This is a genomic window from Streptomyces sp. ML-6 (genome assembly GCF_030116705.1).
GTDB lineage: Bacteria > Actinomycetota > Actinomycetes > Streptomycetales > Streptomycetaceae > Streptomyces.
Genome location: NZ_JAOTIK010000001.1, coordinates 5,580,474 through 5,600,656 on the forward strand (window position 1 = coordinate 5,580,474; position 20,183 = coordinate 5,600,656).

A 20,183-nucleotide genomic window follows, 5' to 3' on the forward strand; every position below is an offset into this window, starting at 1 on the left:
CGAGCCGTCCGGACGGGCCGGACCCGGCCGGAAAACCCCTGGTCGCCCTCCGTGCAACCGTGGGGTCCGGTCCCCGTGTCCTCACCTGTGAGGCCGACGCACCACGGCCGTCCGCAAGCGCCGGACGGTCTAAGGTGTGGGCTGAGATGGCCGGCGAAATCTATGGGGCAGCCCGTGCGTGATTATCTGCTGACGCTCTGTGTCACGGCTGCGGTGACCTACCTGCTGACCGGCCCGGTGCGCAAGTTCGCCATCGCGATCGGGGCGATGCCCGCGATCCGTGCGCGTGACGTCCACCGGGAACCGACACCGAGGCTCGGCGGCATCGCCATGTTCGGCGGCCTGTGCGCCGGGCTGATCGTCGCGGCCCATCTCCACAACCTCGACTGGGTCTTCCAGCTCTCCAACGAACCGCGGGCGCTGCTCTCCGGGGCCGCCCTGATCTGGCTGATCGGGGTGCTGGACGACAAGTTCGAGATGGACGCCCTGATCAAGCTCGGCGCCCAGATGATCGCCGCCGCGGTCATGGTCATCCAGGGGCTGACGATCCTGTGGCTGCCGATCCCCGGTGTCGGCACCGTCGCGCTGACCCAGTGGCAGGGCACGCTGCTCACGGTCGCCCTGGTCGTCATCACGATCAACGCGGTCAACTTCGTCGACGGTCTGGACGGCCTCGCGGCCGGCACGGTCTGCATCGCGGCCGCCGCGTTCTTCCTGTACACGTACCGGCTCTGGTACGGGCACACGATCGAGGCCGCGGCCCCGGCGACGCTCTTCATGGCGATCCTGATGGGCATGTGCCTGGGCTTCCTGCCGCACAACATGCACCCGGCCCGGATCTTCATGGGCGACTCGGGCTCGATGCTGATCGGCCTGGTGCTGGCGGCCGGGGCGATCTCCGTCACGGGGCAGGTCGACCCGGACACGATGAAGCTCTTCGCGGGCAGCGAGCGCGAGGCCACGCACGCGATGCTGCCGGTCTTCATCCCGCTGCTGCTGCCGCTGACGGTCATCGCGGTCCCGGCCGCGGACCTGGTGCTGGCGATCGTGCGCCGCACCTGGAACGGGCAGTCGCCGTTCGCCGCGGACCGCGGCCATCTGCACCACCGGCTGCTGGAGATCGGCCATTCGCACAGCCGGTCGGTGCTGATCATGTACTTCTGGTCGGCCCTGATCGCCTTCGGTGCGGTCGGATATTCCGTGCATTCGACGTCGCTGTGGATCGTCCTGGTCATCATGGGGCTGAGCGCACTGGGCCTCGTACTGCTGCTGATGCCCCGTTTCACGCCGAAGGCGCCGTACTGGGCGGAACGCTTCCTGCCGCCCCGCTACCGCCGTCGGCGCCGCGCGGGGGACGGTGATCCCCAGGCGCCCCTTCCGGCGGCTCCCGAAGCCCAACAGGGGGCCGCGGCAGGGGAGATGAGGCGGGCCGAGGGGCCGGGGACGACGGAGCGGCCCCCGGTCGTGGTGGGAGTCTCCGGCGTCAACGGAGCGACCGCGATCGGCGGGCGAACTCATTTTTCGGACAGAGGCAAGGCCGAATCCGCACGTTGATGATTCGGTCACCAGAGGGCAATACCAGGCAAGATATTGAGTTGTCTTGCTCACATGCGCAGATTCACTCTCACGTGTGACTGTGAGCACACTTTCTTGGTAAAGACCTCATCAAATAGTTTGTGATACCGTTCACGAAGCCCGGTGACGGAGCCGAAGGACTTGTAGTAGCGCGGTCCATCGGCCCGAGGCATCGCCCCGGACCGGGCCTACGATCGTCCATGACGACACCCTGCCCACCCCCTGCAAGCGGAGCTGCCGCCATGCCGTCCAACGACGCCCGGACTCTCCTCCAGACCGCCGTACCCACCGCTGCCGCCGGCGCCGTCGCCGTCGCCGTCAGCGCTGGTGTCGCGGGCGGCAAGGGAGCCATCGGCGCGCTCGTCGCGACGCTCGTGGTGGTCCTCTTCATGGGGATCGGCCTGGTCGTCCTGCAGCGGACCGCGCGGTCCCTGCCCCAGCTGTTCCAGGCAATGGGCCTGATGCTCTACACGACGCAACTTCTGCTGTTGTTCGTCTTCGTCGCCGTCTTCAAGGACACGACGATGTTCAACCCGAAGGCGTTCGCGATCACTCTGGTCGCACTGACCCTCGTGTGGATCGGCGCGCAGACGCGCGCGCACATGAAGGCCAAGATCCTTTACGTCGAACCCGAGTCCGACAAGGCGGAAAAGCCCAAGAACACGGGCTCGAAGTCGTGAAGGGTAGGGGCGGGATAAGTGCGGGTTCAAGACCCTGCTATCGTCCGGTTCCAACTGCGGCACTGCGGGCGCGGGCATGTGAGCTGACGCCTGCTCGATCGCGAGGCTCAATGCCTGACTGCCGCTCACACATCCGTAACACCAGTCCAGTGCCGAACCGCGGCTGCGCGCCGCGCCGACACAACGAGGTTGCCGTACCTATGCGCCACGCTGAAGGAGCCCGCGGTGAGTGCTGACCCGACGCAGGTGCTCGCCTTCGAGACCGATTGCCACATCTTCGACGGGTGTGGTTTCCCGGGTCCCGGCTTGCACTCTTTCCTGTTCGAGCCGATCTTCGGTGACGCGGACAGCAACGTCTACTTCAACAAGACGATGCTGCTGGCGCTCCTCGGTACGGTCATCATCGTCGGCTTCTTCTGGGCCGCCTTCCGTAAGCCGAAGATCGTTCCGGGCAAGCTGCAGATGGTGGCCGAGGCCGGCTACGACTTCGTCCGCCGCGGCATCGTCTACGAGACGCTCGGCAAGCGCGAGGGCGAGAAGTACGTCCCGCTGATGGTCTCGATCTTCTTCTTCGTGTGGATGATGAACCTCTGGTCGATCATCCCGCTCGCCCAGTTCCCGGTGACGTCGATCATCGCGTACCCGGCCGCCCTGGCGCTGATCGTCTACATCCTCTGGATGAGCCTCACCTTCAAGCGGCACGGCTTCGTCGGCGGCTTCAAGAACCTGACCGGCTACGACAAGTCGCTCGGCCCGGTCCTGCCGCTGATCATGGTCATCGAGTTCTTCTCGAACACCCTGGTCCGTCCCTTCACGCACGCGGTCCGACTCTTCGCGAACATGTTCGCGGGTCACACGCTGCTGCTGCTCTTCACCATCGCCAGCTGGTACCTGCTCAACGGCATCGGCATCGCCTACGCGGGTGTGTCGTTCGTGATGGTCATCGTGATGACGGCTTTCGAGCTCTTCATCCAGGCCGTTCAGGCGTACGTCTTCGTGCTCCTGGCGTGCACCTACATCCAGGGCGCTGTCGCCGAGCACCACTGATCGCGCCTGCCCTACCCCCAGTCGTCCGGTGGCCAACCCCCGCCGGTCCGTGAAAGAGAAGGAAGAACTGGCATGTCCCAGACCCTTGCCGCCGTCACCGGTTCCCTCAGCTCCGTCGGCTATGGCCTGTCCGCCATCGGCCCCGGCGTCGGCGTCGGCATCATCTTCGGTAACGGCACCCAGGCCCTCGCCCGTCAGCCCGAGGCTGCCGGCCTGATCCGCGCCAACCAGATCCTCGGCTTCGCCTTCTGTGAGGCGCTCGCCCTGATCGGTCTGGTCATGCCGTTCGTCTACCCGACCTCCTGACCTGGTCGCGAACAGCCCATTCGACGGAAGGCACTGATGTGAACCCCCTGGTTCAGCAGCTCGCGTCGGAAGGTGCGGAGAACCCGCTCGTTCCGCCGATCCCCGAGCTCGTCATCGGCCTCATCGCCTTTGTCATCGTCTTCGGCTTCCTCGCCAAGAAGCTCCTCCCGAACATCAACAAGGTTCTGGAAGAGCGCCGCGAGGCCATCGAAGGCGGTATCGAAAAGGCCGATGCGGCCCAGACCGAGGCCCAGAGCGTGCTCGAGCAGTACAAGGCTCAGCTCGCCGAGGCCCGTCACGAGGCCGCGCGCCTGCGCCAGGAGGCACAGGAGCAGGGCGCCGTGATCCTGCAGGAGATGCGGGCGGAAGGCCAGCGGCAGCGCGAGGAGATCATCGCTGCCGGCCACGCCCAGATCGAGGCCGACCGCAAGGCCGCGGCCGCCGCGCTGCGTCAGGACGTGGGCAAGCTCGCCACCGACCTGGCCGGCAAGCTCGTCGGCGAGTCCCTCGAGGACCACGCCCGGCAGAGCGGCACCGTCGACCGTTTCCTCGACGAGCTCGAGGCGAAGGCCGAGGCCGTCCGATGAACGGCTCGAGCCGCGAGGCACTGGCTGCCGCACGTGAGCGTCTCGACGCGCTGACCGACAGCACGTCGGTCGACGCGGCGAAGCTCGCCGAGGAGCTGGCCGCCGTCACGGCGCTGCTCCAGCGCGAGGTGTCGCTGCGGCGGGTCCTGACCGACCCGTCGCAGGCCGGCGAGGCCAAGGCGGAGCTGGCGGGACGACTGCTGGGCGGGCAGGTGGGCGGCGAGACCGTCGACCTGGTCTCCGGCATGGTCCGCTCCCGCTGGTCGCAGTCCCGCGACCTGGTCGACTCGGTCGAGGAACTGGCGAACATCGCCGACCTCACCGCCGCCCAGCGCAGCGGTGACCTCGACGACGTCGAGGACGAGCTGTTCCGGTTCGGCCGGATCGTGGCCTCCGACAAGGAGCTCCGCGCCGCGCTCACCGACCGGTCCGCGTCCACCGCCGCCAAGGGGCAGCTGCTGCGCAGCCTGCTCGGCGGCAAGGCGCGGCCCGCCACCGAGCGCGTCATCGTCCGCCTTGTCACCCAGCCGCGTGGACGTAGCCTGGAAGCGGGACTCGAGTCCCTCTCCAAGCTCGCCGCGGAGCGCCGGGAACGCATGGTCGCGGTGGTCACCTCGGCGGTGCCGCTGAACGATCGGCAGAAGCAGCGCCTCGGCGCCGCGCTGACGAAGATCTACGGCCGCCCGATGCACCTGAACCTCGACGTGGACCCCGCGGTCCTCGGCGGGATCGCGGTGCGGGTCGGTGACGAGGTCATCGACGGCACCATCGCGGAGCGCCTCGAAGAGGCGACCCGTCGCATGGCCGGCTGACCGACGCAGCAACCAAAGACAGAGCAAGACCAGCGGCCCGGTTGGGCCGTGCAGAAATTGCAGAAGATTCCTGGGGGTCGGCCCCCAGACCCCCTTAAGAAACTTCGGGCCCAACAAGGAGAGCAGGGAACCCAGATGGCGGAGCTCACGATCCGGCCGGAGGAGATCCGGGACGCGCTGGAGAACTTTGTCCAGGCGTACAAGCCGGACGCGGCCTCGCGCGAGGAGGTCGGTACGGTCAGCGTTGCCGGCGACGGCATCGCGAAGGTCGAGGGTCTTCCCTCGGCCATGGCGAACGAGCTGCTGAAGTTCGAGGACGGCACCCTCGGTCTCGCCCTCAACCTCGAGGAGCGCGAGATCGGTGCGATCGTCCTCGGCGAGTTCAGCGGCATCGAAGAGGGCCAGCCGGTGCAGCGCACCGGTGAGGTGCTCTCCGTCGGCGTCGGCGAGGGTTACCTCGGCCGCGTCGTCGACCCGCTCGGCAACCCGATCGACGGTCTCGGCGAGATCGCGACCGACAGCCGCCGCGCCCTCGAGCTGCAGGCCCCTGGCGTCATGGTCCGCAAGTCGGTGCACGAGCCGATGCAGACCGGCTACAAGGCCGTCGACGCCATGGTGCCGATCGGCCGCGGCCAGCGTCAGCTGATCATCGGCGACCGCCAGACGGGCAAGACCGCCCTGGCCGTCGACACGATCATCAACCAGCGCGACAACTGGCGCTCGGGCGACGTGAACAAGCAGGTGCGCTGCATCTACGTCGCCATCGGTCAGAAGGGCTCCACCATCGCCTCCGTGCGCGGTGCCCTCGAAGAGGCCGGCGCGCTCGAGTACACGACCATCGTCGCCGCCCCGGCGTCCGACCCGGCCGGCTTCAAGTACCTGGCGCCGTACACCGGTTCGGCCATCGGCCAGCACTGGATGTACCAGGGCAAGCACGTCCTGATCATCTTCGACGACCTCTCGAAGCAGGCCGACGCCTACCGCGCCGTGTCGCTGCTGCTGCGCCGTCCGCCGGGCCGTGAGGCCTACCCGGGCGACGTCTTCTACCTCCACTCGCGTCTGCTGGAGCGTTGCGCGAAGCTCTCCGACGAGATGGGCGCCGGTTCGATGACGGGCCTCCCGATCGTCGAGACCAAGGCGAACGACGTGTCGGCGTTCATCCCGACCAACGTCATCTCCATCACCGACGGCCAGTGCTTCCTGGAGTCCGACCTGTTCAACGCCGGTCAGCGTCCGGCCCTGAACGTCGGTATCTCGGTCTCCCGCGTCGGTGGTTCCGCCCAGCACAAGGCGATGCGCCAGGTCTCCGGCCGTCTGCGCGTGGACCTCGCCCAGTACCGCGAGCTGGAGGCGTTCGCCGCCTTCGGTTCCGACCTGGACGCGGCCTCGAAGGCTTCGCTGGAGCGCGGCAAGCGCATGGTCGAGCTGCTGAAGCAGCCGCAGTACGCCCCGTTCCCGGTCGAGGAGCAGGTCATCTCCATCTGGGCCGGCACCAACGGCAAGATGGACGACGTGCCGGTCGAGGACATCCGCCGCTTCGAGACGGAGCTGCTGGAGTACCTGCGCCGCGAGCGCAAGGACCTCCTCACCAGCATCCGCGAGGGCGCCAAGATGTCCGACGACACGCTGCAGGCGATCGCCGACGCCGTCGCCGCCTTCAAGCAGCAGTTCGAGACCTCGGACGGCAAGCTCCTGGGCGAGGGCTGATCGATGGGCGCTCAGCTTCGCGTTTACAAGCGCCGCATTCGCTCCGTCACCGCCACGAAGAAGATCACCAAGGCGATGGAGATGATCGCCGCCTCGCGCATCGTCAAGGCGCAGCGCCAGGTGGCGGCATCGACGCCGTACGCCAGTGAGCTCACCCGCGCGGTGACCGCGGTGGCGACCGGCTCCACCACCAAGCACCCGCTGACCACCGAGGCCGAGACCCCGGCCCGGGCCGCGATCCTGCTCGTCACGAGCGACCGCGGTCTGGCCGGCGGTTACTCCTCCAACGCCATCAAGGCCGCGGAGCGACTGACCGAGCGGCTCCGGGGCGAGGGCAAGGAGGTCGTCACCTACGTGATCGGCCGCAAGGGCGTCGCCTACTACGGCTTCCGCGAGCGGAAGATCGAGGACTCGTGGACGGGCTTCACCGACAGCCCGTCGTACGAGGACGCCAAGCGGGCCGCGGCCCCGCTGATCGAGGCGGTCACCCAGGAGACCGCCGAGGGCGGCGTGGACGAGCTGCACATCGTCTACACGGAGTTCGTGTCGATGATGACGCAGAACCCGGTGGACAACCGGATGCTGCCGCTCAGTCTCGATGCCACGAAGGAGGAGGGCGGCAAGGGCGAGATCCTTCCGCTGTTCGACTTCGAGCCGTCGGCGGAGGACGTCCTCGACGCCCTGCTTCCGCGATACGTCGAGAGCCGGATCTACAACGCGCTGCTGCAGGCCGCTGCTTCCGAGCACGCCGCCCGCCGCCGCGCGATGAAGTCGGCCACCGACAACGCCGGTGAGCTCATCAAGACGCTCTCCAGGCTTGCCAACGCGGCCCGCCAGGCCGAAATCACCCAGGAAATCAGCGAGATCGTCGGTGGTGCCAGTGCGCTGGCCGACGCGACCGCGGGGAGTGACAAGTAATGACGACGACAGTTGAGACGGCCGTTGCCACGGGCCGCGTCGCCCGGGTCATCGGCCCGGTCGTCGACGTGGAGTTCCCCGTCGACGCGATGCCGGACATCTACAACGCGCTGAACGTCCAGGTGGCCGACCCGGCCGAGGACGGCAAGCTCAAGACGCTGACCCTCGAGGTCGCCCAGCACCTCGGCGACGGCCTGGTCCGCGCGATCTCGATGCAGCCCACCGACGGTCTGGTCCGCCAGGCCCCGGTGACCGACACGGGCACCGGCATCACGGTCCCCGTCGGTGACATCACCAAGGGCAAGGTGTTCAACACCCTCGGTGAGATCCTGAACAAGCCCGAGGCCGAGGCCGAGGTCACCGAGCGCTGGGCGATCCACCGCAAGGCGCCCAACTTCGACCAGCTCGAGTCCAAGACCGAGATGTTCGAGACCGGCGTCAAGGTCATCGACCTCCTCACCCCGTACGTCAAGGGTGGAAAGATCGGTCTGTTCGGTGGTGCCGGTGTCGGCAAGACCGTTCTGATCCAGGAGATGATCTACCGCGTGGCCAACAACCACGACGGTGTGTCGGTGTTCGCCGGTGTCGGCGAGCGCACCCGTGAGGGCAACGACCTCATCGAGGAAATGGCCGACTCGGGCGTCATCGACAAGACCGCGCTGGTCTTCGGTCAGATGGACGAGCCGCCGGGCACGCGTCTTCGCGTCGCGCTGGCCGGTCTGACCATGGCGGAGTACTTCCGCGATGTGCAGAAGCAGGACGTGCTCTTCTTCATCGACAACATCTTCCGGTACACCCAGGCCGGCTCCGAGGTGTCCACCCTGCTCGGCCGCATGCCGTCCGCGGTGGGTTACCAGCCGAACCTGGCCGACGAGATGGGTCTGCTGCAGGAGCGCATCACCTCGACCCGTGGTCACTCGATCACCTCGATGCAGGCGATCTACGTCCCCGCGGACGACCTGACCGACCCGGCCCCGGCCACCACCTTCGCCCACCTCGACGCGACGACGGTTCTCTCCCGTCCGATCTCCGAGAAGGGCATCTACCCGGCCGTGGACCCGCTGGACTCCACGTCCCGCATCCTGGACCCCCGCTACATCGCGGACGACCACTACGCGGCCGCCATGCGCGTCAAGGGGATCCTCCAGAAGTACAAGGACCTCCAGGACATCATCGCGATCCTCGGTATCGACGAGCTGGGCGAGGAGGACAAGCTCGTCGTCCACCGTGCCCGTCGCGTCGAGCGCTTCCTGTCGCAGAACACCCACGTCGCCAAGCAGTTCACCGGCGTGGACGGTTCGGACGTCCCGCTCGACGAGTCGATCGCCGCGTTCAACGCGATCTGCGACGGCGAGTACGACCACTTCCCCGAGCAGGCGTTCTTCATGTGCGGTGGCATCGAGGACCTCAAGGCCAACGCCAAGGAGCTCGGCGTCTCCTGAGCCCATGGCTCACCGAGGGGGACGGGTGTGGTCCCGTCCCCCTCACCACGCCCCTTAGAATTGACCCAACACCCGGCTCGAACGGCCGGGTGGTGACCCGAGGAGCCACCCTTGGCTGCTGAGCTGCACGTCGAGCTGGTCGCCGCGGACCGCAGTGTCTGGTCCGGCGAGGCCACCCTGGTCGTCGCGCGCACCACGTCCGGCGACATCGGCGTCATGCCCGGTCACCAGCCGCTTCTGGGTGTGCTGGAGTCGGGCCCGGTGACGATCCGTACGAGCGACGGCCAGACCGTGGTCGCCGCTGTGCACGGCGGTTTCATCTCGTTCGCGGACGACAAGCTCTCGCTGCTCGCCGAGATCGCGGAGCTGGCGGACGAGATCGACGTCCAGCGCGCCGAGCGTGCGCTGGAGCGTGCGAAGTCGGACACGGACGCCGCTTCCGAGCGGCGCGCCGAAGTGCGACTGCGCGCGGTGGCGGTGCGCTAGCGCACCGCGACCACGTAGCTTTACCCTCAGCCGCGGCCCGAGCTGGAGAACCCTCCAGACCGTGTCGCGGCTGAGGCGATGCAGGTGCGGGTTGTATTCCTGGTGGTATCCGTTACTCGACGACGCGAGGAGGTCGGTGGAGATGTTCCTCGCGCTGTGGGTGGGCGCCCTGGTCGTCGCACTGATTCTGATCGGGCTCTTCGTCTTCGGTCTGCGCCGGCGGCTGATTCAGCGCTCCGGCGGAACCTTCGACTGCAGCCTGCGATGGAACGTGCCGGAGGAGCCCGATCTCTCGGGCAAGGGCTGGGTGTACGGGGTCGCCCGGTACAGCGAGGACCGGATCGACTGGTTCCGGGTCTTCTCGTACTCGCCCCGTCCGCGCCGCGGCCTGGAGCGTTCCGCGATCGAGGTGATCGCCCGCCGGATGCCCGAGGGCGAGGAGGAACTGGCGCTCCTGTCCGACGCCGTGGTGCTCGGCTGTCTCCACCGGGAGACCCGCCTGGAGCTGGCCATGAGCGAGGACGCGCTGACCGGTTTCCTCGCCTGGCTGGAGGCGGCCCCGCCCGGCCAGCGGGTCAACGTGGCCTGAGAGGCCGGGAGGCCGGGAGCCCGAGGGCTTGTACGGCGGGCCGTCCGTCCGGCCCCGGACGACGAACGACGGATCGCCCACGAGGCCCCGGGTGCGAGAGATCGCACCCGGGGCCTCGTGCCGTCCGGAGGACGGGCGAGGGGGTGCGAAGCCTTGTGCCGTCCCGTCGGGAGGCGGCGGAACGGGTACGGGACTACGGGACGGGACTCCGGTACGGAAGTCCGGTACGGAAGCCCGCGGGGGAGCGCGGCCGTACGCGAGCCGGGGAGCGGCGTGGGTGCGAGAGCCGGGGAGACACGGAAACCGGCGGGGAGCGCGGGCCGTACAGGAGCCGGGGGAGGGGGAGCGCGGCCGTACGCGAGCGGGGAGCGTGGGCATGCGAAAGCCGGGGAGACAGGGGGCGGACCTGTCTCCCCGGCTGCTTTGCGGGGTGTGGCGTGGTGCCGTACGGACTACTTCAGGCCGTTGTGGATGGCACCCACGAGTTCACCGTTGGCGGTGTCACCGCTGAACTCCCAGAAGAACGCGCCGCCCAGGCCCTGGTTCTTCGCCCAGGTCATCTTGGACGTGATGGTGGCCGGGGTGTCGTAGCTCCACCAGTTGGTGCCGCAGTGGGCGTAGGCGGTGCCGGCGACCGTGCCCGTGCTGGGGCAGGTGTTCTTGAGGACCTTGTAGTCCTCGATGCCCGGCTCGAAGGTGGCGGCCGCGGGGCCGGTGGCGGTGCCGCCCGGGGCGGACTGGGTCACACCGGTCCAGCCGCGGCCGTAGAAGCCGATGCCGAGCAGCAGCTTGGACGCGGGCACGCCCTTGGCCTTCAGCTTGGCGATGGCGTCGGCGGAGTTGAAGCCGGCCTGCGGGATGCCGTCGTACGAGGTCAGCGGGGAGTGCGGGGCCGTCGGGCCCTTGGCCGCCCAGGCGCCGAAGAAGTCGTACGTCATCACGTTGTACCAGTCCATGGACTGGGCGGCGCCGGCGTAGTCGGCGGCGTCGATCTTGCCGCCATCGGAGGCGTCGGCGGTGATGGCGGCGGTCACCAGGTAGTCCTTGCCGAACTTGGTGCGCAGGGCCGAGGCGAGGCCCTTCAGCGCGTCCGGACCGCTGGTGTCACAGGTCAGACCGCAGGCGTTGGGGTACTCCCAGTCGATGTCGATGCCGTCGAAGACATCGGCCCAGCGCGGGTCCTCCACCAGCTTGTAGCAGGACTCGGCGAACGCGGCCGGGTTCTTCGAGGCGTCACCGAAGCCGCCGGACCAGGTCCAGCCGCCGAACGACCACAGGACCTTGATGTGCGGGTACTTCGCCTTCAGCTTGCGCAGCTGGTTGAAGTTGCCGCGCAGTTCCTGGTCCCAGGTGTCGGCCACGCCGTCGACCGACTGGTCGGCGGTGTAGGCCTTCTCGTAGTCGGCGTACGCGTCACCGATCGTGCACTTGCCGCCCTGGACGTTGCCGAAGGCGTAGTTGATGTGCGTGATCTTGTCGGCGGAACCCGAGGTGGCCAGGTTCTTGACGTGGTAGTTGCGCTGGTAGACGCCCCAGTTGGCGAAGTAGCCCAGGTTGACCTTGTCGCCCGTGCCCGGGGTGCCGCCACCACCGGTGGTGCGCACCTTGACCGCGCCGCTGGCGGGGCCGGTCTGGTCGGCGGTGTCACGGGCCCGCACGGTGTACGAGTAGTCGGTGCCGGCGGTGAGGCCGGAGTCCGAGTACGTCGTGCCGGTGACCGTCGAGACGACCGCGCCGTCCCGCAGGACGTCGTAGTTCTTGATGCCGTTGTCGTCGGTCGCGGCGGACCAGCTCAGCTTGACCGAGGTGTCGGTGACGGCGCTCGCGGTGGGGGTGCCGGGCGCGGAGGGGGCGTTGTCGCCGGGGACGCTGCCGCCGTCACAGGAGCCGCCGTTCAGCTTGCAGCCGGTCGGGGCGCCGGGGCCGGTGCCGTTGAAGCCGAAGCTGACGGAGGCACCGGGGGCGACCGTGCCGTTCCAGCCGAGGTTCTTGGCGGTCCAGTGGGTTCCGGAGTTGGTGACGGTGGCGTCCCAGGCGGAGCCGACCGCGGTGCCGGAGGGGAAGTCCCACTCGATGGTCCAGGAGGACAGGGCGGTGGTGCCGGTGTTCTTCACCGTCCACTGGCCCTCGAAGCCGCTGCCCCAGTCGGATTTCTTGGTGAAGGTGGCGGTTGCCGACGTGGCGGCCTCGGCGGGGGAGGCCAGGCCGACCATCGCGGCGAGCGGAAGGATCAGGGCGGTGAGGCCCGCGACCGCTCTGGATCTGTTGGCTCTTCCGTGCCCGAATCTGAGTCGGGTACGGCGTAGGGGGGTTTCCATGCTCAACGGTGCTCCTCGGGTGAGGTCCGGACAAACGGGGGGTGGTCCGTGGACTGCAAACCCTGCGCCGCCCTGAGCGCGCCTTGTCATGGCGTACTCACCGCAGTGTGTCCGGTGAGATTAGGAAGGTCTGGACCAATCGTCAAGAGGTCCAGACCAAAGATCGCTTCGTGACCGTTCGCTCAGAGCACGCCCAACTCCTGTGCCAGCACCGCCGCCTGGACCCGGCTGCGCAGCTCCAGCTTGCCCAGCAGCCTGCTGACGTGCGTCTTCACCGTCGCCTCCGCCATGGAGAGCCGGACCGCGATCTCGGCGTTCGACAACCCCGCGCCGAGACAGCCGAGAACCTCCCGCTCCCGCCGGGTGAGCGCGTCCAGCACCGAGGGATCGGGCGTCCTCGCCGGCCGTGCGGGGGCGGTTCCGGCGAACTCCGCGATCAGACGCCGCGTCACGGCCGGGGCGATCAGCCCCTCGCCGCGCGCCACCGTGCGCACCGCCTCGATCAGGTCGTGCGCGTCGGTGTCCTTCAGCAGGAAGCCCGCGGCCCCCGCGCGCAGCGCCCCGAAGACGTACTCGTCGAGGTCGAACGTGGTCAGCACCAGGACGTCCGCGAGCTGCTCGGACACCACCTGCCCGGTCGCCGACACCCCGTCCAGCCGCGGCATCTGAATGTCCATCAGCACCAGGTCCGGACGCAGTTCGCGGGCCAGGCGCACCGCCTCCTCGCCGTCCCCGGCCTCGCCGACGACCTCGATGTCGGCCGCACTGCGCAGGATGAGCACCAGCCCGGCACGGACGGCCGACTGGTCCTCGGCGACCACCACCCGGATCGTCATGTTCTCGATGTCCCTTCCGTCACGGGCAGTTCGGCCCGTACCCGCCATATTCTCGTTCCGTCACCGCCGACCGAGGGGCCCGCCTCGATGGTCCCGCCCAGCAGCGCCACCCGTTCCCGCATCCCCACCAGACCGGCTCCCGACCCCGGCGCGCGGGGCCCGGGACGTTCCTCGATCACACTGCTGACCTCGATCGTGAGCAGCTGACCGGCCCGGCCGAGCCGCACCCCGACCGGGCCGGGCGCGGCGTGCTTGAGCGCATTGGTCAAGGACTCCTGGACGATCCGGTACGCGGCCAGCTCGACCGGTGCGGGCAGCGGCTCCCGTTCCTCCCGGGCGTCCTCGAACGTGCAGGTCAGCCCACTCGACGCGGTGTTCGTACGGGCCTGTTCCACCAGGGCGTCCAGCGAGGAGAGGGTGGGTGAGGCGGCCGGTTCCGGGGCGTCGCCGCCGGCGCGCAGCAGCTTGATCAGCCGGCGCATCTCGGCGAGGCCGGCGACGCTGTTCTCCCGGATCACGCCCAGCGCGTCGCGCGAGGTGGCCGGCTTGTCGATGGAGAGGGCGGCGGTGGAGTGGACCGCGATCGCCGACAGGTGGTTGGCCACCACGTCGTGCAACTCGCGGGCCATCCGGGCGCGTTCGGCGGTCACCGCCTGCACCCGGTCCATCTCGGCCAGCAGCGCGGTCTGTTCGGCGTGCAGCCGGGCCGTCTCGGCGGCGTCGCGGTGGTTGCGGACGCTCGCCCCGGTGAGGGCGGGGCCGAAGGAGACCATGCCGGTGACGACGCCGATGAGCAGTGCCTGCGGGGTGCGGAACCAGGCCAGGAAGCCGATCGTGACCGCGACCATGATCAGGAACGTGGCCACCGGGATGCGGCGGGCGGCGGACGGCTTACCGTACAGCACGGCCGCGTACACGAGGTCCGTGAACATCAGGATCGTCGCCAGGTTCCCGACCGTGAACTGGTCCGCGACCAGGGCGAGCGCGCCGACGACCAGCCCCGTCCGCGGTGAGGTCCTGCGCAGCAGTTCGAGCCCGGAGACGACGAGGAGCGGCACCAGGCTGACCCACGGGGCGGTGAAGAGCCGGTGGGTCTGGAGGTGCAGCCCGAGCAGCCACAGGAGTATGCCGCCGGACAGTCCGACGACGGCCAGGAGCACGTCGTGGCGGTGCGGGCGGAAGGAGGAGAACACCTTCCCATCCAACACGGCCCCGGGGCCCGGACCGCCCTGCCGGGCCGAGGTTCCGGTACGTCGAAGGATGAGACGCCGGTACATCGAAGGATGCAGGCCGGGTTCATCATCGCCGACGACGAGTGCGCCCCGGACGGCTGGGAGGCTGAAGTGGACCGAAGGGGGAAGTGCCGTGATCGCCGTACTGATCGTGCTCTGCGAAGTCGCCTTCTGGGTGCTGCTGGCCGCGGGACTCGCGCTGCGGTACCTGGCGAAGAAGCCGCGACTGGGCGCCGCCGTGCTGCTGTGCGAGCCGCTGCTGGAGGTGATGCTGCTGGTGGTGACGGCGATCGACCTGAAGAACGGCGCTTCGCCCGACTGGAAGCACGGGCTGGCCGCGGTCTACATCGGCTTCACGGTCGGCCTCGGCCACTCGACGATCCGCTGGGTCGACGTCCGGGTCGCCCACCGCTTCGCGGGCGGCCCGCCGCCGGTGAAGCCGCCGAAGTACGGCATGGCGCGCGCGGTGCACGAGTGGCGGGCCGCCGCCCGGTGGATCGTCGCGGCGGTGACGGCGCTGGTCCTGCTCCAGCTGGCGATCTGGTACGTCGGCGGGGACGGGGACGCGTCGACGCTGCAGGGGTGGCAGCAGAAGATGCTGCTCGTGATCGGGATCAACGTGGCCATCGCGGGGAGCTACACCCTGTTCCCGAAGACGGACCCGGGAGGGGGGACGGAGGCGGGTCCGGGAGCGAAGACGTTGAGGTGACCTCTGCCCCGATCCCCCGGGTTCTCCAGGGGATCGGGGGATCGAGGGCTCGGTGGGCTATCGCTCGCCGCCCGGCACCCACAGCACGTCCCCGAGCTCCTTGTTCGCCGTCCGCGCGAGGATGAACAGCAGGTCGGAGAGCCGGTTGAGGTACGTGGCCGTCAGCGCGTTCATCGTGTCGCCGTGCACCTCCAGCGCCGCCCAGGTGGAGCGCTCCGCGCGCCGGACCACCGTGCACGCCTGGTGCAGCAGCGCCGCCCCCGGCGTACCGCCCGGCAGGATGAAGCTGCGCAGCTTCTCCAGCTGCTCCAGGAAGTGGTCGCAGTCCGCCTCCAGTTTGTCGACGTAGCTCTGCTCGACCCGCAGCGGCGGGTGCTCCGGGTTCTCGACGACCGGGGTCGACAGGTCCGCGCCCACGTCGAAGAGGTCGTTCTGCACGCGGACGAGGACTTTCACGACGTCCTCGGAAAGCTGTCCGAGCGCGATGGCGGTGCCGATGACGGCATTGGCCTCGTTGGCGTCGGCGTACGCGGAGATCCGCAGGTCCGTCTTGGCGGTCCGGCTCATGTCGCCGAGGGCCGTGGTGCCCCGGTCGCCGGTGCGCGTGTAGATACGTGTCAGGTTGACCATGCCGTCAGGCTAGTGCCATGCTCCGGCGGGCCCGGCCGGGGCACGGCTCAGGCCCCCGCCCGGTGGAAGGCCCGGGCGCCCACCGCCACGGCCCCGGCCGCGAGGACGACCGCGACCAGCGCCCCGTACAGCATGTCCGCGGTGGCGTACGCGCCCACGTACGCGTCCCGCACCGCGTCCACGAGGTGACGCAGCGGGGTGAGGCGCGAGACGAGGTCCAGCCAGGCCGGCCCCAGGGTCATCGGCAGCATCAGGCCGGAGAGCAGCATCACCGGCATGGTGACCGCGTTGATGACGGGGCCGAACTCCTGCGGGGTCGGGACCTTCATGGCCAGCGCGTAGGACAGCGAGGCCAGCGCGACCGTCAGCAGTCCGACGAACGCGAAGCCGATCAGGACGCCGGGCAGCGGCGCGCGCAACCCCATGACCAGGGCGGCCAGCACCAGCAGCACCGCCTGGAACACGAAGAGCACGGCGTCCCGCAGGACCCGGCCCAGCAGCAGCGCCAGTCTGCTGACCGGAGTCACCCGCATCCGTTCCACCACTCCCGAGGACTTCTCGACGATGATCGAGAATCCGGAGAACGAGGCGCCGAACAGGGCGAGTTGGAGCAGCAGCCCGGGGACCAGGACCTGCCAGGAGTCACCGGTCGAGCCGAGCGGCAGACCGCTCAGGAGCGGGCCGAAGAAGAGCAGGTACAGCAGCGGCATCAGGACGCCGAAGAGCATCTGGAAACGGGAGCGCAGGGTCTGCCGGGCGTACCGGCCGAAGACGAGCGCGGTGTCGTGCAGGAGCATCGGCGGTCCTAGACGGAGAGGGGTGCGGCGTCGGCGGGCGCCGGGGCGCGGCCGGTGATCGCGAGGAAGGTGTCCTGGAGGGAGGCGGTGGGGGAGCCGGTGTACTCGGTCCGCAGCGCGGCCGGGGTGCCCTCGGCCGCCACCGCTCCCCGGTCGATCACGATCAGCCGGTCGGCGAGCGCGTCGGCCTCGTCCAGGTAGTGGGTGGTGAGGACGACCGTCGTGCCGGAGACGTCGCGCAGCCCGCGCACCAGCTCCCACAGGTCGGCGCGGCCGGCCGGGTCGAGTCCGGTGGTGGGCTCGTCGAGGAAGAGGACGGGCGGGCGGTGGGTGAGGGCCATCGCGATGTCCAGGCGCCGTCGCTGACCGCCGGAGAGCGTGACGGCCCTCCGGTCGAGCAGTCCGTCAAGGCCGAGCCCGTGCGCCAGTTCCGCGGCCCGTGCGGTCGCCTCCGGCCTGCCCAGCCGGTACAGCCGTCCCTGGGTGACCAGCTCCTCCCGGACGGTGAGGTGCGGGTCGACGCCGCCGGACTGGGCGACGTATCCGCACTTTGCGCGGACCCCGGCCGGGTCGGCGGCCAGGTCGTGCCCGGCGACGGTGGCCGTGCCGCCGGTGGGGGCGAGCAGAGTGGTCAGCATCCGCAGGGTGGTGGTCTTGCCCGCCCCGTTGGGGCCGAGGAGGCCGACGATCTCGCCGGCCGCGACCGTCAGGTCGACGGACCGCACGGCGTGCACCGGCCCGCTCCTGCTGTCGAAGGACCGGGCGAGCCCGGTCGCGCTGATGATTGGCATAGTGACCACAAAAACAGAGACACCCAAAAAATGCAACGACTCCAATTTTTCATCGGCTCAGGTCCGGCGCCTACGATGGGGAAATGACCGAGGGACTCAGGGAGCGCAAGAAGCGCCAGGCCAGGCAGCGCATCTCGGACCTCGCGACCGGGCTGTTCCTGGAGCGCGGCTTCGTGACGGTGACCGTCGCCGAGATCGCCGAGCTGGCGGACGTCTCCGTGAACACGGTGTACAACTACTTCCCCACCAAGGAGGACCTCTTCCTCGACCGGATGAAGGGCGTCACCCAGCGGGTGGCCCGGTTCGTCCGCGCCCGCGACAGGGGCGAGTCGGCGGCCGAGGCGGTCCTGCGGGAACTGCGGGCCCTGGTCGTCGCGGTCTCGCCGGAGCTCGGACTGATGGACGGCTTCGCCGACTTCATGCGGGTCATCGAGGAGGCGCCCACCCTCCAGGCCCGGCTCGCCCGGCTCCAGGGCGAGGTGCTGGACGCCGTCGTCACCACCCTGCGCGAGGAGACCGGCGCGGCGGCGGACGACCCGCTGCCGGGACTGGTCGGCGGTCAGCTCGCCTGGATCGAGGGGGCCCTGGTCGGCCGCATCAGCCAGGAGATGCTGGCCGGACGCAAGGCGGTCGAGGTCTCCCGCGACGCGCTCGTCCTGCTCGACGAGATCGAGGAGCTCCTCGGCGAAAAGGTCCTCAACTACGCCCGGCGCGCCGCCGGATGACGGATGCCGGTGTGATGTCCGTCATGTGAGACGTGACGCGCATCTCTTCGGGGCCCCAGCGCCCCTCACGGGTACTAATCTCCGCCGGAGAGCATGTGAACAACCGTTGAGGTCGGCCGTGCAGGGATCAGCTGCAGAGGCGAACAGAAACCAAGGGGTGCAGACGTGGCCAGGAAGCTCGCCGTCATCGGAGCCGGACTCATGGGATCCGGCATCGCGCAGGTCTCCGCCCAGGCGGGCTGGGACGTGGTGCTGCGCGACGTCACCGACGAGGCCCTGACCCGCGGCCGCGACGGCATCAAGGCCTCGTACGACAAGTTCGTCTCCAAGGGCAAGCTGGCGGCGGACGACGCCGAGGCCGCGCTCGCCCGGATCACCACCACCACCGACCTCGACGCGGTCGCCGACGCGGACGTCGTCGTCGAGGCCGTCTTCGAGAAGCTGGAGGTCAAGCACGAGATCTTCCGGGCGCTCGACAAGATCGCCCGCGAGGACGCCGTGCTCGCCTCCAACACCTCCGCCATCCCGATCACCAAGATCGCGGCTGTGACGGAGCGCCCCGAGCGCGTCGTCGGCGTGCACTTCTTCTCGCCGGTCCCGATGATGCAGCTCTGCGAACTCGTGCGCGGCTACAAGACCAGCGACGAAACCCTCGCCACCGCGCGGGAGTTCGCCGAGTCCGTCGGCAAGACCTGTATCGTCGTCAACCGCGACGTCGCGGGCTTCGTCACCACCCGGCTGATCTCGGCTCTCGTCGTCGAGGCCGCCAAGCTGTACGAGTCGGGCGTCGCCTCGGCCGAGGACATCGACATCGCCTGCAAGCTGGGCTTCGGCCACGCCATGGGCCCGCTCGCCACGGCGGACCTGACCGGCGTCGACATCCTGCTGCACGCCACGAGCAACATCTACACCGAGTCCCAGGACGAGAAGTTCGCCGCACCGGAGCTGATGCGCCGGATGGTGGACGCAGGTGACATCGGCCGCAAGAGCGGGCAGGGCTTCTACACGTACTGATCGTTTTCGGTCCCCCGGGCGCCCGATCCGCCGTCGATCGGGCCCGGGGGCCCGGGGGGCGTCTTCCGGAGACCGCGGATCCACACGGATCCTGGCCGGGCCTTGGTCACTCCACAGAGTGAATTCGGTATCGGTTCGCTTACAGACGGCAACCTCTCCGTCTCCGCCGCAGTCAGTTGGGGAGAGACGGAACAGACAGACGAACCTTGCTACGGAGCATTCCGGGGAGCACATATGCACATCAGGGGCGACCACGCCGAGCTGGTCGTCGGGGGCCGCCTCGATGTCCGAAGCGCGGCGGACGCCCGTACGGCCCTGCACTCGGCCCTCGACGACGGAGTCGGCGACCTGGTGCTCGACCTGACCGAGCTGGATTCCTGGGACGCCACCGGCCTCGGCGTCATCATGGGCGCACACCGCCGCGCCGGACGCGCCGGCCGCCGACTGGTGCTCCGCGGCGTGCCGCCGCAGATGCAGCGCCTGCTGGTGGCAACCCGGCTGCATCGCATTCTGGCCATCGAGGGCGGAATCGCTGCGGACTCGCTGCCGCGCGTGTAGGACCTGCCCCCAGGTCCGCGTTGCGCGTGCAGGACCCCCGGGTTCGCGTTGCGCGTGCAGGAGCCCCGGGCCCGCGTCGGACGTCGTGTTCACTGTCGCGCGCGGTGGGCCCGCGCCGGTTCACCGTTCTGCGGGGTGGGCCCGCGCCCGGACGGTCCTGTCCGCCGCCGCGCACCCGGTGCGCGCCGAGCCGGTGCCGTTGTGGCGGTTCTGCGCACGGCCGTACGGTCCCGGTGGCGCTCCCGGCCCGGAACCGTTGCGAACGAAAGCGTGCAATCCGCATGAGAGCGCGCGCTTCGGGCGGCGCCACCCCCCGACTGTGCGGGGACCCCTGCCGACGGTCTAGGGTTCGGCCGTCCGCCGATTGACGAACCCACCCGGCGGAAACCGGACCGGAAACGACAGCGGGGCGTGCGAGGCCGGA

At 69.3% G+C, this 20,183-nt stretch carries 21 protein-coding genes; 15 read left to right on the forward strand and 6 right to left on the reverse strand.

Features of this window, described 5'->3' with window-relative positions; translation table 11 throughout:
• The first annotated feature begins 162 nt into the window (after positions 1–162).
• The 11 genes from OCT49_RS24815 to OCT49_RS24865 all read left to right on the forward strand — a co-directional run bounded on the left by OCT49_RS24815 (position 163) and on the right by OCT49_RS24865 (position 10,149).
• On the forward strand, positions 163–1,554 hold the full coding sequence (locus OCT49_RS24815; RefSeq protein WP_283854038.1) for an MraY family glycosyltransferase: 1,392 nt from the start codon (positions 163–165) through the stop codon (positions 1,552–1,554).
• Positions 1,555–1,817: 263 nt separating this feature from the next.
• Positions 1,818–2,255, forward strand: coding sequence for a Cg1360 family ATP-synthase-associated protein (locus OCT49_RS24820; RefSeq protein WP_283854039.1), 438 nt, complete (start codon positions 1,818–1,820; stop codon positions 2,253–2,255).
• Positions 2,256–2,465: 210 nt separating this feature from the next.
• Complete coding sequence (gene atpB / locus OCT49_RS24825) at positions 2,466–3,302, forward strand: F0F1 ATP synthase subunit A (protein WP_283855932.1); 837 nt, start codon at positions 2,466–2,468, stop codon at positions 3,300–3,302.
• Positions 3,303–3,374: 72 nt separating this feature from the next.
• The gene (locus OCT49_RS24830; RefSeq protein ID WP_072483720.1) at positions 3,375–3,608 is read left to right on the forward strand and encodes an ATP synthase subunit C-like protein; all 234 of its coding nucleotides are present in this window, start codon (positions 3,375–3,377) and stop codon (positions 3,606–3,608) included.
• A 38-nt stretch (positions 3,609–3,646) separates the two neighbouring features.
• The gene (locus OCT49_RS24835) at positions 3,647–4,195 is read left to right on the forward strand and encodes a F0F1 ATP synthase subunit B (protein WP_283854040.1); all 549 of its coding nucleotides are present in this window, start codon (positions 3,647–3,649) and stop codon (positions 4,193–4,195) included.
• Positions 4,192–5,007 carry a F0F1 ATP synthase subunit delta gene (locus OCT49_RS24840; protein ID WP_283854041.1) on the forward strand — a complete coding sequence of 272 codons (816 nt, stop codon included), beginning with the start codon at positions 4,192–4,194 and terminating at the stop codon, positions 5,005–5,007. The genes OCT49_RS24835 and OCT49_RS24840 overlap by 4 nt, the downstream gene beginning before the upstream one ends.
• Before the next feature lie 135 nt (positions 5,008–5,142).
• Entirely contained in the window at positions 5,143–6,714 is a 1,572-nt protein-coding gene (gene atpA, locus OCT49_RS24845) for a F0F1 ATP synthase subunit alpha (RefSeq protein ID WP_148839236.1), read from the forward strand.
• Between the two features lie 3 nt (positions 6,715–6,717).
• Positions 6,718–7,632, forward strand: coding sequence for a F0F1 ATP synthase subunit gamma (locus OCT49_RS24850; RefSeq protein ID WP_148839237.1), 915 nt, complete (start codon positions 6,718–6,720; stop codon positions 7,630–7,632).
• Positions 7,632–9,074, forward strand: coding sequence for a F0F1 ATP synthase subunit beta (atpD, locus tag OCT49_RS24855; RefSeq protein WP_283854042.1), 1,443 nt, complete (start codon positions 7,632–7,634; stop codon positions 9,072–9,074). Before OCT49_RS24850 ends, atpD begins: the two co-directional genes overlap by 1 nt.
• Before the next feature lie 111 nt (positions 9,075–9,185).
• The gene (locus tag OCT49_RS24860) at positions 9,186–9,560 is read left to right on the forward strand and encodes a F0F1 ATP synthase subunit epsilon (RefSeq protein WP_259931878.1); all 375 of its coding nucleotides are present in this window, start codon (positions 9,186–9,188) and stop codon (positions 9,558–9,560) included.
• A 142-nt stretch (positions 9,561–9,702) separates the two neighbouring features.
• Positions 9,703–10,149 (forward strand): DUF2550 domain-containing protein, encoded by a 447-nt coding sequence (locus tag OCT49_RS24865; protein WP_283855933.1) that lies wholly within the window; start codon positions 9,703–9,705, stop codon positions 10,147–10,149.
• A 452-nt stretch (positions 10,150–10,601) separates the two neighbouring features.
• On the opposite strand, the gene OCT49_RS24870 is transcribed toward OCT49_RS24865, so the two are convergent.
• The 3 genes from OCT49_RS24870 to OCT49_RS24880 form a co-directional block, all read right to left on the reverse strand.
• Complete coding sequence (locus OCT49_RS24870) at positions 10,602–12,473, reverse strand: glycoside hydrolase family 18 chitinase (RefSeq protein WP_283854043.1); 1,872 nt, start codon at positions 12,471–12,473, stop codon at positions 10,602–10,604.
• A 176-nt stretch (positions 12,474–12,649) separates the two neighbouring features.
• On the reverse strand, positions 12,650–13,303 hold the full coding sequence (locus OCT49_RS24875) for a response regulator (protein WP_283854044.1): 654 nt from the start codon (positions 13,301–13,303) through the stop codon (positions 12,650–12,652).
• The gene (locus OCT49_RS24880; RefSeq protein ID WP_283854045.1) at positions 13,300–14,496 is read right to left on the reverse strand and encodes a sensor histidine kinase; all 1,197 of its coding nucleotides are present in this window, start codon (positions 14,494–14,496) and stop codon (positions 13,300–13,302) included. The genes OCT49_RS24875 and OCT49_RS24880 overlap by 4 nt, the downstream gene beginning before the upstream one ends.
• Positions 14,497–14,668: 172 nt before the next feature.
• Between OCT49_RS24880 and OCT49_RS24885 the strand changes: the two genes are divergently transcribed.
• Positions 14,669–15,244 (forward strand): hypothetical protein, encoded by a 576-nt coding sequence (locus OCT49_RS24885; RefSeq protein WP_283854046.1) that lies wholly within the window; start codon positions 14,669–14,671, stop codon positions 15,242–15,244.
• A 57-nt stretch (positions 15,245–15,301) separates the two neighbouring features.
• Here the strand turns inward: OCT49_RS24885 and OCT49_RS24890 are convergent, their stop codons facing one another.
• From OCT49_RS24890 to OCT49_RS24900, 3 genes are read right to left on the reverse strand one after another with little or no spacing between them, the layout of a single operon-like run.
• The gene (locus tag OCT49_RS24890; protein ID WP_283854047.1) at positions 15,302–15,874 is read right to left on the reverse strand and encodes a cob(I)yrinic acid a,c-diamide adenosyltransferase; all 573 of its coding nucleotides are present in this window, start codon (positions 15,872–15,874) and stop codon (positions 15,302–15,304) included.
• 47 nt (positions 15,875–15,921) lie between these two features.
• Positions 15,922–16,671 carry an ABC transporter permease gene (locus OCT49_RS24895; RefSeq protein ID WP_283854048.1) on the reverse strand — a complete coding sequence of 250 codons (750 nt, stop codon included), beginning with the start codon at positions 16,669–16,671 and terminating at the stop codon, positions 15,922–15,924.
• 8 nt (positions 16,672–16,679) lie between these two features.
• A complete protein-coding gene (locus OCT49_RS24900; RefSeq protein ID WP_283854049.1) occupies positions 16,680–17,462 on the reverse strand; it encodes an ABC transporter ATP-binding protein in 783 nt (260 codons plus the stop codon).
• An 83-nt stretch (positions 17,463–17,545) separates the two neighbouring features.
• On the opposite strand from OCT49_RS24900, the gene OCT49_RS24905 reads away from it, so the two are divergent.
• The 3 genes from OCT49_RS24905 (at position 17,546) to OCT49_RS24915 (ending at position 19,759) form a co-directional block, all read left to right on the forward strand.
• Positions 17,546–18,187 carry a TetR/AcrR family transcriptional regulator gene (locus OCT49_RS24905; RefSeq protein WP_283854050.1) on the forward strand — a complete coding sequence of 214 codons (642 nt, stop codon included), beginning with the start codon at positions 17,546–17,548 and terminating at the stop codon, positions 18,185–18,187.
• A 165-nt stretch (positions 18,188–18,352) separates the two neighbouring features.
• On the forward strand, positions 18,353–19,201 hold the full coding sequence (locus tag OCT49_RS24910) for a 3-hydroxyacyl-CoA dehydrogenase family protein (RefSeq protein WP_283854051.1): 849 nt from the start codon (positions 18,353–18,355) through the stop codon (positions 19,199–19,201).
• A 234-nt stretch (positions 19,202–19,435) separates the two neighbouring features.
• Positions 19,436–19,759, forward strand: a complete 324-nt coding sequence (locus tag OCT49_RS24915) for an STAS domain-containing protein (RefSeq protein WP_072486732.1) — start codon at positions 19,436–19,438, stop codon at positions 19,757–19,759.
• The last annotated feature ends 424 nt before the right edge of the window (positions 19,760–20,183 follow it).